The 14,303-nt window shown below is 46.7% G+C and carries 10 protein-coding genes; all 10 read right to left on the reverse strand.

The window, feature by feature from the left end; translation table 11 throughout:
* Positions 1–73: 73 nt before the first annotated feature.
* Positions 74–307: a YlmC/YmxH family sporulation protein gene (locus BTA31_RS05640; RefSeq protein ID WP_011197962.1), complete on the reverse strand. Its 234-nt coding sequence runs from the start codon at positions 305–307 to the stop codon at positions 74–76.
* An 83-nt stretch (positions 308–390) separates the two neighbouring features.
* Positions 391–1,275 carry a putative RNA methyltransferase gene (locus BTA31_RS05645; RefSeq protein WP_076789746.1) on the reverse strand — a complete coding sequence of 295 codons (885 nt, stop codon included), beginning with the start codon at positions 1,273–1,275 and terminating at the stop codon, positions 391–393.
* 268 nt (positions 1,276–1,543) lie between these two features.
* The gene (locus tag BTA31_RS05650) at positions 1,544–2,341 is read right to left on the reverse strand and encodes an ABC transporter ATP-binding protein (protein WP_076789641.1); all 798 of its coding nucleotides are present in this window, start codon (positions 2,339–2,341) and stop codon (positions 1,544–1,546) included.
* A 134-nt stretch (positions 2,342–2,475) separates the two neighbouring features.
* The gene (gene sigG, locus BTA31_RS05655) at positions 2,476–3,255 is read right to left on the reverse strand and encodes an RNA polymerase sporulation sigma factor SigG (protein ID WP_003181576.1); all 780 of its coding nucleotides are present in this window, start codon (positions 3,253–3,255) and stop codon (positions 2,476–2,478) included.
* Between the two features lie 139 nt (positions 3,256–3,394).
* Positions 3,395–4,114, reverse strand: a complete 720-nt coding sequence (gene sigE, locus BTA31_RS05660; RefSeq protein ID WP_006638262.1) for an RNA polymerase sporulation sigma factor SigE — start codon at positions 4,112–4,114, stop codon at positions 3,395–3,397.
* Between the two features lie 59 nt (positions 4,115–4,173).
* Positions 4,174–5,103: a sigma-E processing peptidase SpoIIGA gene (gene spoIIGA / locus BTA31_RS05665; protein WP_076789644.1), complete on the reverse strand. Its 930-nt coding sequence runs from the start codon at positions 5,101–5,103 to the stop codon at positions 4,174–4,176.
* Positions 5,104–5,283: 180 nt separating this feature from the next.
* Positions 5,284–9,582, reverse strand: coding sequence for a S8 family peptidase (locus BTA31_RS05670; protein WP_076789647.1), 4,299 nt, complete (start codon positions 9,580–9,582; stop codon positions 5,284–5,286).
* 191 nt (positions 9,583–9,773) lie between these two features.
* Positions 9,774–11,282, reverse strand: a complete 1,509-nt coding sequence (locus BTA31_RS05675) for a S8 family serine peptidase (protein WP_076789649.1) — start codon at positions 11,280–11,282, stop codon at positions 9,774–9,776.
* A 374-nt stretch (positions 11,283–11,656) separates the two neighbouring features.
* Complete coding sequence (gene ftsZ / locus BTA31_RS05680; RefSeq protein WP_065644078.1) at positions 11,657–12,793, reverse strand: cell division protein FtsZ; 1,137 nt, start codon at positions 12,791–12,793, stop codon at positions 11,657–11,659.
* A 34-nt stretch (positions 12,794–12,827) separates the two neighbouring features.
* On the reverse strand, positions 12,828–14,126 hold the full coding sequence (gene ftsA, locus BTA31_RS05685) for a cell division protein FtsA (protein WP_076789653.1): 1,299 nt from the start codon (positions 14,124–14,126) through the stop codon (positions 12,828–12,830).
* Positions 14,127–14,303: the final 177 nt, after the last annotated feature.

Raw genomic sequence — 14,303 nt, forward strand, 5'->3', positions numbered from 1 at the left:
CGGTCTCACCGTTCACAACGATTTCAGGCGGATAAGGGCCCGCCGATTGATCAGCATCATCTCATATGCTTGATCAGCTTAAACGCACAAGAATTACATCTTCTCCAATTTTAACAATATTTCGCCACGGAATGACGATTTCCTCTTCTTTTCCGAAAAATCCGAAAACTTTCCCCGTCCCTCCGATGACGATCGCCTGTATTTTGCCTGTCGTTACATTAATATCGATATCGCCGATGCTGCCGAGCTTTTTTCCGTTTGATACGTTGACGACATCCTTTATTTGAAAATCAGAAATATTCATCATGTCCACCGCACCCTCCTCTGATCAAATGTCCTTTTAAGATTATATGAAAGGCAGTCCTTTATTTAGACTGCCTTTTCAGTGGTTTATTTCGTTTTTTTCCTGCCGGCTAAAATGTCGAGATGGACGGTCATAACAGCGGATTCCTTCTTTAAAAAGGCATTGATCCGCTCCTTTTCCGCGCGCCATGATAAAGGCGTCATCTTGATAAGCGACGGGAGGAGGTTTTGGTCTAAACGTTTGCTGTAGGCGATCTCCGTTCTGTCGATCAGATCAAAATGAGACGAGAACCGCTCAGCCGTATCCTCACTCGTATAGGCTTGTTTGTCCAAGCCGTCGTACAAAAATCCCCTCAGTTCTTTCAGATGGCCGCTTTTCGGAATCACTTTCAAAACGATGCCGTCATCCGATAACAGCCGCTCGAATTCCGCGTCATTAGAAGGCGACAATATATTGAGGATCGCGTTGAATGAACGATTCCGAAACGGTGCGGCAGCCAGATCAGCGACACACCAGATCGCCTCTCTTTTTTGTTTAGTCGCCGACACAATCCCGGCTTTCGCCAAATCCAGCCCGACTCCAAGGACAGGCGTTCCGGAACGCGCTTGAAGCATTTCAGCGATCCGCGCCAAATGCGAACCTTCCCCACAGCCGGCATCGAGGATGCTGGCAAAGTTGCAAAACGGGAAGCCGGCTTGTTCGAGACGGTCTGTCAACGCGCCGCTAAGCGGTTCAAAAAAGCCGGCGGCTGCGACCATTCTTCTGGCTTCAAATAAATCTTTATCATATTTAACAGAAGGAGAATGCGTCGTGACATTGACATATCCTCCTCTTGCGATATCAAACGTATGTCCGCTTGCACAGATCAGGCTTTTTAAATCAGTGACCGCCATGTTCGCTGTGCATATCGGGCACTGAAACATCGCTTCATGTCTCTTCATGAGCGATGCTCTTTTTAACTTTTTATTCATCATTGTTACACCTCATTCATTCGCATTTAGATCAATGAAAAAGGCATAGACAAATAAACCCGCTCCTTCGGCATTTTTCAAAGCCGTAGGTGTGGATGGTTTAAGCGTTTGTCTATACCTTTCATTATCTGTAGCGAATGAATTGGATGATCATCATGATGAACTCCTTTTTAACATGACGTTCTCTTATATCTTACCAGCTTCTTTAAGATGAGGAAAGCTGAAAAAGAGCCTCCATGGAAGGAGGCTGCCAAAGACATCAGCTGTTTTAAACGTTGAGGTTCGCAGGCTTTTTCTTGGACAAATACGGTCTGCCGTCCGTCCATACAGCCTGGACTGGCATATCGAAAAATTCGGAGAGAACCTCGCCGGACATCATCTCTCTTGTCTTTCCCAATGCAAACACTTCCCCTTTTTTCAACAGCAGCGTTTGGCTGAAAGCGGGGAGAATTTCTTCTGCATGGTGTGTAACGTAAAGCATGGATGGTGCACTGTCTTTTTTGGCAATTTGTTCAACCGTCTCCAGCACCTGCTCCCTCGCAATGAAATCAAGACCGGTGACAGGCTCGTCGAGAATCAGCAGCTCAGGATCGGCCATCAAGGCCCTTGAGATCAGCACCTTTTGCTTTTCCCCTTGGGAGAGCGTTTCATATCTCCTGTCCGCATAATGGATGGAGCCGAATTCCTCCAAGAGGGCGATCGCTTTCTCCCTGACAGACTGTGAAGGCGATTCATAAAGGCCGATCGAAGCGAAAGCGCCGCTTAAGACAATTTCAAATGCACTGTCTTCAGGATAAAGCTTCTGCTGCAAGGCCGCTGATACAAGGCCGATTTTTCGCCGAAGCATTTCGCCCAGTTCCGTTTTTCCAAATTCACGGCCTAACACGGTGACTTTTCCTGTTGTCGGAAAATAATAAGCGCACAGCATGTTCAAGAGAGCGGTTTTGCCGGCTCCGTTCAATCCGTATAACGCCCAGTGCTCACCCTTTTTCACCGTCCAATCAATATCCTTTAATATCCACTCTCCGTTTCGTTTTAGTGAAGCACGCTCAAGCTGCAGAACCATCTGAAATCCTCCTTTTTTATGTAAATATTCTGATAAATTAAAATATAATTCTTTTATTATAGCTTATTTATTTAACAAAGTGAATGATGCATTTTCCATTTTTAGCATGTGAAAAGCCGCAGATTGACTGCGGCTTAGTGAATGTTCTTATTCATTTGTTTAATGGCAGCTTTTTCCAGCCTTGAGACCTGGGCTTGGGAGATTCCGATCTCATCAGCGACTTCCATTTGCGTCTTACCTTGGAAGAAGCGTTTTCTGAGGATCATTTTTTCCCGTTCATTCAGCCGTCTCATGCCTTCTTTTAAGGCGAGCTCTTCGATCCATTGCGAATCCTTGTTGCGCTCATCGCTGATTTGATCCATGACATAAATCGGATCTCCTCCGTCATTGTAAATCGGCTCAAACAAAGATACAGGATCTTGAATGGCGTCAAGCGCAAAAACGATTTCTTCATGGGACACTTCAAGCTCTTTAGCAATCTCCTGAGCCGTCGGCTCCCTGCTTGTCTCACTGATCAGCCTTTCTCTCACTTGCAGCGCCTTGTACGCGATATCCCTGAGTGACCGTGAGACGCGGATCGGGTTGTTATCGCGCAAATATCTGCGGATTTCTCCGATGATCATTGGTACAGCATATGTTGAAAACTTAACATTGTGGCTCAGATCAAAATTATCAATTGATTTCATTAGTCCGATGCAGCCGACTTGGAATAAGTCATCAACATATTCTCCTCTGTTGTTAAACCTTTGAATGACGCTTAAGACAAGGCGCAAATTGCCGTTAACAAGCTTTTCTCTTGCTGTTGTGTCTCCTTCATCCTGCATTTGCTTGAACAACTTTCTCATCTCTTCGTTCTTCAGTACGGGCAGTTTTGATGTATCAACCCCGCAGATTTCAACTTTATTCCTTGACACTTTTTTCCCTCCCTACAGGAGCTGCTGTACAAAGTTCAGTATCTCCTCGGGTGGGAAAAATATGCATCACCAATTTCCAAAAATAAGAAGATCGAGTCGAAAACCCTTGACTGTCAACGCTTCAAATTTCATAAAAAAATTAAACCATTTTGTTGAATTCTTTTCGCAGCCTTTTAATAATTCTTTTTTCAAGCCGGGAAATATATGACTGGGAGATGCCGAGCATATCGGCAACGTCTTTTTGCGTTTTTTCTTCTCCTCCGACAAGCCCGAAGCGGAGCTCCATGATCTGTTTTTCTCTGTCATTCAGCTGTTCAAGCGCTTTTTTCAGCAGCTTCTTATCAACGTTTGCTTCGATATCTTTTGTAATGATGTCGTTTTCTGTTCCGAGCACATCTGAAAGAAGCAGTTCATTTCCGTCCCAATCGATGTTCAGCGGTTCGTCGAATGATACCTCTGAGCGAATTTTATTGTTTCTTCTTAAATACATCAAAATTTCATTTTCAATGCATCTGGAAGCATATGTAGCCAGTTTGATTTTTTTCTCGGGATTAAAGGTATTCACCGCTTTGATGAGGCCGATCGTGCCGATGGAGATTAAATCCTCGATATTGATGCCGGTATTTTCAAATTTTCTTGCGATGTAGACAACCAGCCTGAGATTTCGTTCAATCAAAATCGCTCGTGCCGCCTGATCACCGTCAGGCAGCTTATGGAGAAGCACCTGCTCTTCATCTTTTGACAATGGCGGGGGCAGCGCCTCACTTCCGCCGATATAATAAATTTCGTCGCTTTTCAGCCCCAGTTTTATTAAAAGTTTGTACCATAGATAGGTTAACCTTAATTTTAGTTTTTTCATCTTCCTCCCCCTTCTAAATAAACGTCTTCAGGAGTATGATAATGTAACAGCCTTCAAGTTTAAGAAACGTGTTTGACCGGGTTTCCGGTCAGCATTTTCGGATGGACGATGGCGTCAAATTCGCCGTCAGCGGAAAGCGGTGATGTGCTGATGCCAATCAGGCATTTCGGCGCTTCAATCACCTCTCTTTCCGTACAAATGAGCACATGATCCGGCTTTAAGCAGAGCAGAAACTGATGCTGATGGCCGACCCCGCGGTACGGAATCAGGCGGATCCGCCCGATATAAGGCAGTGTTTCATCAAGTTTCCCGACGGCATCAAGCGGGCTCATTTCCTTGATGATCACACTCGCCTCTTCTCCCAATACACCTTTCAATTTTTCAATATTGACGATCATGACGGGCGTTTTTGTGATTGGGTCGTAGAGCTGGTTACCGGAGTCAATCAATCCGGTGAAATGAAGCGTATGTTCATCAATGCCGGCCTCTAGGCGGACGCGTTCTTCGTATTGGATTTTCTTCGCTTCAGCATCTTCAAAACGCTTTTTTGAAAACAGCCATACAGCCGGAAAACCCACACCGACAAACAGCCAGCTGACGGGGTCTCCAAAACCGGACCAATTCGTCATAAAGACGCCGTTTTCCATGATCGAATCCGTTTCAAGCAAAGAATGCGCTCCGATAATCCCCCCTCCCATTAAAAAAGTGGCAAAATAAAAAGAAAACAAATTCTGCAAAAAAAATCGGAACCGCTTAAAACCAAATGTCACAAAAACGATCGCAACTGAAAACGACAGTTTGCCTGCAGGATGAAGGACGTACGGCGAAAAAGGTGTAAACATAAACAGAACGATGCTTGACGCGACAAACGCCCCTAAGATCAGCCTCCGCTTTTTAACCCTTCGCTTTAAAATAAATGCGGTCATCATTAAAAGCAGCAAGTCAAAACAAAAGTTTAACAGCCATATCGCATCTAAATAGATTTCCACATCCGTCCCCTTTCTGCGGCTCGATGACCTTAGTGTGTTTTCCTAAGTATAAATCAAGCCCAAAGGTAAAGTCTGTCAATTAATGTTGCGCAAATCGTACATTTTTTGAAGTTTTCGTACTGAATTTGTCGATCATAAAACGAAAAAGACGCTGCCATTAAAGACAGCGCCTTTTCACCTTTATTTCAGCTTTTCATTGATGTACAGTTTGCCTTTTGCCGTTTGCCTCGTTTCATTGCCGTAATTATCCCGGACGATGACCTCGATTTCCGCTCCTTTTGCTTTTGCGGTTGAAGTCGCGGTCCAAAATCCTTCATATTTGCCTTTTGAGACTTCTCTGATCGGCAGCTCCGTTACATTTTGGGCGGCCGTTTTGAAATTGGTAAGCGGCATTCTGATCACAAAGACAGCATCCAAATCAGCGGCGCTTTCAAACTCGATTTTCACGGTTTCTCCCGTTTTGAGCTCGAGATCTTCGGCCGGTTTCAAACCGGTGATTTGCGGCGCTTCAAAGTTGACATCTACCGTGATTTTTTTGGTCGTTTTGTTGCCTGCCGCATCTGCTGCCGTTACTTTGATTTCATTTTTGCCGTTGTCAAGCATAATCCTCGCAGAATATTCGCCATTGTCAACAGCCGCTTTTTTGCCGTTTACATGAACCGATTCTAAGTGGTCGTCTGATACTGTTCCTTTCACAGTGACGGTCTCTTTATTGAGATTTGAGCCGCTTTCTGGCGTGTCGATGGTAAGCTTCGGTTTTTTCTGGTCAAGGACGATCCGGACCGGTTCTGAAGCATCCGTCGATCCGGAAGCCGATGACGATTTTGCGGTGATCACATTTTCCCCTTTATTCAACGGAATCTCTATTGAGAAAGTGCCGTCTGCCGCCGTTTCCGCTGTTCCGGCTGCTTCATCCCCGTTAAAGAGATGAACGGTCGTGTTCGGAGACGATGTTCCTTCGATGACAGCGTTCTTTTTGTTGGTGATGAATCCGTCTTTAGGAGACGTGATCACAGGCACCGCCAATTCATAGTCGACCAAAGCGCGGATCATAAAGTTGCCTTGGTCTGATGGCGCTTTTGACCATGAGCCGTCCGTATACTGCCAGTTGCGGCCGGAATATTCCCCGTCTTCGTCTGTAGCAAGTCCAGGTGAGTTGGCCAGATCTTCTGTCTGGACGTACACGAGGTAAAAGTCTTTTCCGACGATGATGGCTTCGTCACCCAAATCAACGGTCGTCCATTCACCTGTGCGGAGCGCTTCAGCCTTGAACGGGCCGGCGATTTTTTTGCCCGGAGAGCCTTTTTCACCCGAAGCATCGTAGACTTCGACTGCAAAATCAGTGCCGCCCGGATCAGGGAATTCTGTATCCCAGAATTTGAACAAACCGCCTTTCAGCATGGCTTTTTCCTGCCCGTTTTCAAGCGTCATTTTAACGGCCAGCCCGTTGCCGGATTCATAGAAAGCCCAGGCGTTTTCCCCGGTTCCGTCGTCATAGCCTATTTCCCCCGGATAGCCGATGAAAGGATCGAGCTCGATATCTTTCGAGACATCTCCTTTTAAATCAACGGAAAACTCGCTGCTGTAATATCCGTTTGCAGAGACTTTTACCGTATACGAGCCGTCATAGGCCGTTAATGAATAGTTCCCGTCGTCGTCCGTCTGAACTGGTTTTACAGATGCATCTTCAACGATATACAGCTTTGCGTGTCGGACAGGTTCACCCGTTTTTTTATTTTTTATCGTTCCGGTGAGCGTCCCTTTCTTCAGTTCTTTTAAGACAAAGTCTGCCGTCGTTGTCTTGTTTGCCTCAATTTTTACGGTTTGGGCATTCGATTCATATCCGTACGCTTCTGCTTTCAGCGTATAGGTTCCAGGTGCATGAGCCAAACTGTATGCGCCTGTTGCCTGGTTGGAATATGTCGACTTGCCCGTCTCCTGCACGCTGACCTGAGCCCGCACCGGAAGAGCCGCAGGAGCTGCTTTTTGCGTCTCAGGATGTTCTTGAACGGCTTCTGCCGGTTTTGCTTTTTTCGGATCAATCGTTTGTTTCTTCGTTTTCTTATCCTTTATTTTGGCCGGCTGTTTTTCAACGCCCAGTCGTTTTTTCGTACCAGCGCTCTTCACTTCCTTCACAAGCGCTACATCATCGATATACAGCCCGTCACCCTCAATGCTGTCGTCAGATTGAAGGTTGAACATAATCTTAATGGTCTGTCCCCCGTATTCCGACAAATCGATCTGTCCGTCTTTCCATTCTGACGTCCTGCCGCTGTACTCAGCAGCCTGGATCCATTCATCTTTCCCTTCAGGCTGTACGTAAACGAAGCCGTAATCAAAGTCCTCCTCAATATCGTGCCAGTATTTGTATGTGAGATAAAGCTTTTGATTTTTTGGAACGCTGACAGGAGGCATGAGAAGATTCATATTGGCCGAACTTTCATACGGCCCTGTCAGATTTGTTGCGAATACGTTTTTTCCCGATGCTGCGGCATTCGGGCCTGACTGAGGAATTCCTCGCTCCCATGAATTCTTCACGCCTGATGTGATCCAGCCGTTGGCGGAATTCTCGAAATCTTGTTTATACCCTGTTGTCACAGCCGGGGAAATCGGGATTTCGTACACTTTGGATTCCGTTTTGTTTCCTCCGAAGTCAGTGACAATCCACTTGTAGGAAAGGACTTTTCCTTCAGAAACGGATAAGGCTGCCTCGTATGTTCCTTTTTTATAATCGCCGGAAGTTTGTTTGGCAGCGATCGTCTCCCAATCGGAAGCATCCGTTTTATAGCTCAATTTGACCGATATGATGCTGACATCGTCTTCCACATCAACTGTAAGAGGCGTTTCCGAGCCTGAGAAAATTTCATTGATTTCTTGATGGTTTAAGACCGGCGGATTTTTGTCTTCGCCTTCTTTTCCGACTTGTCCTTCCGCTCTGCCCAACCCGTCTGTGACAGCGGACACCGCATCAAACACGTTCACGAGCCCGTGGCCGTATCCGTTGTTCGGCGATTCGGTAAATTTGCTGTCTGTGAGCGGTGTTGCAGTTTCCATCAATATCTTTTCGGTCTCATCAACGGTGATCGACGAATCGGCTTGTTTGATAAGAGCTGCGGCTGCTGCGACATGCGGTCCTGCCATTGAAGTGCCGTCCCAGCCGTCTTGATAGCCGCTTCCAGGCACAGAAGAGCGAATGTTGACACCAGGTGCTGTTATTTCAGGCTTGGTCTCATCATACGGGGAAGGACCTTGAAGTGAAAAATCGGCTAAGCGATTATCGATGTCTGTCGCTCCGGTCGCGAACGCTTCGGGGTAGTTTGCCGGATTGGCAATCGAAGCAGGTCCTCCCGGATTGGTGAAATCGGCGTTCCCCGCAGAGAACTCAGGGAAGATGCCGGCAGCACGCCACGCTTTTACGATATCCCTGTAAAACTCATCAATCCCGGCTCCCCCTGACCACGAGTTATTGACAACATCCGGAGCCATTTCAGGGTGCGGGTTGCCGTCTTTATCTTTCGGCGCCAAAATCCATTCACCCGCCGCAAGAAGGTCTTCGTCCGTTCCGCCGTCATCTGAAAAAGCTTTCACGGCAATCCACTTCGCTCCCGGCGCCACACCGATTTGGTTTTGACCGTCAGGCTCAGAGCCGACCATCGTCCCGGTTACATGCGTGCCGTGCTCCAGATCGTCAAACGGTTCAGAAGCGCCTGACACCGCATCATACCAGCTGAATTCGTGATTAGGCTGATCAGGCTGCTGCGGGTCATATCCGCGGTATTTTTCTTTTAAGGCTGGGTGATCCCACTGCACGCCCGTATCAATCGACGCGACAACCGTGCCCGTTCCGTCATATCCCATTTTCCAGGATTTGGGTGCGTCGACTCGATTGATATTCCATTCGATTTCTTTTTCATCCTTAGCTGCTGATTTTTTCACAGACTGTTTAGCCGGTTTGATCAGCTGCCTTTTTTCGTTCGGGAGCACTTTCTCTACTTCCGGAAAAGCCGCTACTTGTTCCATAACCTCTTTCGTCGCATGGACGGCCATCCCGTTAACAATATAATAGGATCGGATTTTTTTTACATTCCCCTGTTTTTCCTGCTTTTTTAAATAACGTTTTAGATCACTTTGTGTCTCATCCGCTTTGACTCTTAAAGCGGAGACAACAGCCGAGCGCTTTTGATATTCTGTTTTAGCCGCGCTCAGCGATTTTTTCTTTGCATTCTTTTCCGCCTGCTTGGCCACTTTTGGTGTATCGACTTGATCTTTCAGTTTAATCAAAAATGTGACTTGATCTTCTTTTTTGAACTGTTTGACAAGAGATTTCGAAATTTTTTCCTTACCTGCAGCTGCTTGTTCTTTCATGGAAGTAAGCGCAGGCTTTGCCGCGGCATCTGAAACGGCGGGCATGAACAGCGAGCCGATTAATAAACCGCTTAAAATGGTGGAAAACGCCTTTTTTCTCAGCTTTCTTTTCAAATGAACATCCCCCTTTTTTATGAAATTGGCTGGATTTGTCCGTCCTCCCCTCCTTGTGGATGCCTTGTCTGACTTTGATGTAACTTAAATATAGTAAAAACTGGTTAATTTTTTTGTCGGTATTTGTCAAGGTCATGTTTAAAATTAGATAAAAAAAGGACAAAACCTTTAAGCGGTTTTGTCCTTTTTTATCATTTAGTTTTTTTAGCTGCGTCAAAAGCTTTTAAAGCGTTGACCAAGCCGTATCCGTAGCCGTTATTCGGCGATTTTTTAAACGTTTTGTCAGTCAGAGGCGTCGCCGTATTCAGCAGGATGCGCTCGATTTCATCGACTGTGAGGTCCGGATTGGCTTCCCTCATTAAAGCGACGATGCCGGATACATGCGGGGTTGCCATCGATGTTCCGTCTATTGCAGCATACTTGTGTCCCGGATAAGCAGAGCGGATGCTGACGCCCGGGGCGGAAAGATCGGGCTTGATTTCGCCATATGGTGAAGGCCCTTGCAATGAAAAGTCGGCTAACGCGTTTGTGCTGTCAACTGCGCCTATCGCGAAAGATTGCGGATAGTTGGACGGGTTTTCAACTGAACCCGGTCCGCCCGGTTCGAATTTGCTGACATTGCCTGCTGCGAATGCAGGAAAGATATCAGCTGCCCGCCAAGCTTTGACAATATCCAAATACCATTCATTGAGTCCGCGTTCCCCTGCCCAAGAGTTGTTGACGACATCTGGAGCCTTTTCAGGGTGCGCTTTTCCTTTCGCATCTTTCGGGGCCAAAATCCATTCTCCTGCAGCCAAAAGGGATTTTTCATCTCCGCCGTCCTCTGAAAAGGCCTTGACAGCAATCCATTTCGCTGTCGGCGCGACACCGATCTGGTTTTTGCCGCCGGCTTCTGAGCCGACCATTGTGCCTGTCACATGTGTGCCGTGGCCCAAGTCGTCATATGGCGTTTTCTTATTACTTACCGCATCAAACCAGTTGAACTCATTGTCGGGACTGTTCGGTTTAGAAGGGTTGTAGCCCCTGTACTTTGTTTTCAATGCCGGATGATCCCACTCAACGCCGGTGTCAATCGAAGCGACGACGGCTCCTTTGCCTTTATAGCGCTTTTTCCAGACATCCGGCGCATGAACCTGCTGAATGTTGGAAGCAGGGGTGCGATCCGCGGATGTTTTCGATTCTACCGTAGGTTTTTCGGTGTTGCCCAGCTTAATTTTTTGATTGGGCAGCACCTTTTCAACCTCCGGAAATGAAGCCGCTTTTTCCATAACATCCTTTGTTGCCGTCACGGCGATGCCGTTTACAATATAGAAAGATTCCACTCGCTTAGCTGTTCCTTTTTTCTCTTCTTTTTCCAAAAACGATTTTAAGTCTTTTTGCGTTCTCTCAGCTTTTGTACGCAGGGAAGTCAGCACGGCTGAACGTTTGATTTCTTTTACTTTTTTCACTGTCATAACGCTTGCTTTCGCCCGGTTTTCAGCTGCTGTTGCCGCTTGCTGAAGATTCGCCTGGTTTTTCATTTTAATTAAAAAAGTCACTTTATCTTCTTTCTCAAAACGTTTGTAAAGAGCGCTTGATATTTTGCTTTCTTCCTTGGTCTTCGCTGCCGTGCCTGTTTCAGCCTGCACGGTCACCGGAGCGAGAAGTGAACCGATGAGTGCAGCGCACATGAATGTGCGGAATAATGGCTTTTTCTTCACATGAGATCCTCCTTTAAGCAATAGCAAATATAGTCGTTTCTTGCGTTTCTTTGTCTAGAAACAGAAACTATTAATAATGGTAAAAGAAAAGACTTATAGATATTGTCGTATTTTGTCATTTTTCCTTTATCGGTTTCAAATTCGTTCTATTTACATATGACTTGTTCACCGTTTATAGTTCGGCCAGATGACAAGACAAAAGGAAAATCCGTATATCCGGGATAAAAGAGAGAGATTAGATGCGAGGCTTTTGAGGGAGCTGCTTCCATCAGGATGACAATTGATGCTTTTGGAGGAGGATCTGCGGCTAGGTCCAGGGTATAAAAAAAGCCGCCGACTTATTGTCGGCAGCTTTCCAATGTATTGTAGACGTTTTAGCGTTTATTGCGGTTTCTTAAGAAAGTCGGGATGTCAAGCGTATCCTCGGCAGGCTGAGATGGACTGCGGTGCGGCATGCTTGGCTCCTCGCGCTTCGGCTCCCGTTTCGGAGCAGGCTGATGATGATGCTGTTTTAAGCCTTGGTTTAAAGGTCTCTGCGGCTTTGTTGCATCTTGATCCTGTTCGATAAAGCCGGTCGCGATGACCGTAACGACGATTTCGTCTTTTAAGTTTTCATTGATGACAGATCCGAAGATCATGTTGACGTCCTGGTCAGATGCAGCTGCAACGATGTCTGCTGCTTCCTGAACTTCGTAAAGGCTTAAGTTGGTTCCGCCTGTAATGTTCATCAGCACGCCTTGGGCGCCGTCAATCGCCGTTTCAAGCAGCGGACTGGAAACAGCTTTTTTAGCGGCTTCTGCAGCGCGGTTCTCACCTGTCGCTACACCGATACCCATCAGTGCGGAACCTTTGTTGGACATGATCGTTTTGACGTCGGCAAAGTCAAGGTTGATCAGTCCAGGTGTTGCGATCAGGTCTGAAATGCCCTGAACACCTTGGCGGAGAACGTTGTCCGCTTCGCGGAACGCTTCAAGCATCGGTGTGTTTTTATCGACGATTTCAAGAAGACGGTCATTCGGAATGACGATCAGGGTGTCGACGGCTTCCTTCATTGCTGAAATACCGCCTGCCGCCTGAAGCTGTCTTTTTCTTCCTTCAAAGGTAAACGGCCTTGTGACAACGCCGACAGTCAATGCGCCCAGGTCTTTTGCGATTTGTGCGATGACAGGTGCTGCGCCCGTTCCTGTTCCGCCGCCCATTCCGGCTGTGACGAACACCATATCTGCACCTTTCAGCGCTTCTTCAATTTGTTCTTTGCTTTCCTCTGCGGCTTTTTTGCCGACTTCCGGATTGGCTCCGGCGCCGAGCCCGCGCGTCAGCTTCGCACCGATCTGCATTTTCGTTTCCGCTTTTGAAAGGTTAAGAGCCTGAGCATCCGTGTTGACTGCGATAAACTCGACTCCCTGAACGTCATTTTCGATCATCCGATTGACGGCATTGTTACCGCCGCCACCTACTCCTATTACTTTAATCGATGCTAAGCCGTCTATATTTGTTTCAAACTCTAACATGCTAAATCCTCCTAATCCGTCGAATGACTAATCTCTATTCCCAAAAGAAGTTAAATATTTTCTTCATTTTGCTCGGCTTTTTCTCAGCTTGAGCCTGCTGCTTGGATTTTGGCTTCGGTCGCTGCTGCACTTCTTTTTGATGAGTTGCCGCGACTTCCTGAACCGCTTGTTCCGGCATCTTAAAACCTACTTTTCTGCCTTGGATTTTTGCGTTGCGGTAAGCGAATTGGATGAGGCCGACTCCTGTCATGTATTGAGGTTCTCTTACACCGATATAATTCGGGCTAGCCACTCTGACGTTATTTTGAAGAACATCCTGTGCGAGGCTGAGGACACCCGGCATTCCAGCCTGTCCCCCTGTAAGCACAAACCCTCCCGGCAATTCTTTTATTCCCATGTTCCGCAGTTCCTCTGCCACGAATAAAAAGATTTCTTCGAGCCTGGCTTCTATAATGTCTGCGACTTCCCGCTGAGTAAAGGTCTGCTTTTGGTCCGTCCCGATCACGGCGACTTCAAATGATTCCTCTTCAGACGCTTCTTCATAGAAAGCATGTCCAAACTGCTTCTTCACCCGCTCAGCTTCGTCTGTGGAGGTGCGCAATCCGATTGAAATATCCTTGGTGATGTTTTCTCCTCCGAGGGGTATGACACGGGTCGCAAGAAGGTGGCCGTCTTCAAATACGGCAACCGTTGTCGATCCTCCCCCGATGTCGATTAAAGCCACTCCGAGGTTTTTTTCGTCCTTTGATAAAGCGACAGATCCGGCAGCCAGCGGCTGAAGGCAAATATCCGTTATTTCAATTCCCGCTCTTTCCACACAGCGGAGCAGGTTATGTAAAATCGTTTTTGAGCCCGTGATCAGCGATCCTTCCACTTCAAGGCGGACGCCGAGCATCTTTTTCGGATCTGTGATATCGCCTCTTCCGTCAACGATAAACTGTCTCGGAATCACATCGACGATCAGCTGTTCAGGCGGGATGGAAACGACTTGAGCGGCCTCCATCACCCGGCGCACGTCTTCAACGTGGATTTCTTTATTCTCGCTTGAGACAGCCACAACACCGTTCGTTTCTTGAATATGGATGTAGTTCCCATTAACCCCGACGATCGCGTGGGTCAGCGGAAAACCTATCATTCTTTCTGCTTGTTCAAACGCTTTTTTTATAGAATGAACCGTTTCATCTATATCAACGATTGATCCTTTTTTCAGCCCCTCTGAGGGAACATTTCCGACTCCGATAATGTTAAGAGAATCGTCTGACATTTCACCGACGATCACTTTAATATTGGACGTACCGATGTCTAGACTGACGTAAAGTTCATTGTTGTTCATTCTATGGCACCTCCTCACATTTCAGTCAATTCTATTCTATTATTTGCCGAACAACAATACAATGAATCTGGTTTTACAAGTGTGTAACAATCAATACAAACCAATACGCTTCGTTTTTAGTTTTAGGATTACTGTGAATATTCGTGATATCCTATGTATATCCTCTTTTAAAACCGA

It is taken from the genome of Bacillus haynesii, from assembly GCF_001969855.1.
Lineage (GTDB): Bacteria > Bacillota > Bacilli > Bacillales > Bacillaceae > Bacillus > Bacillus haynesii.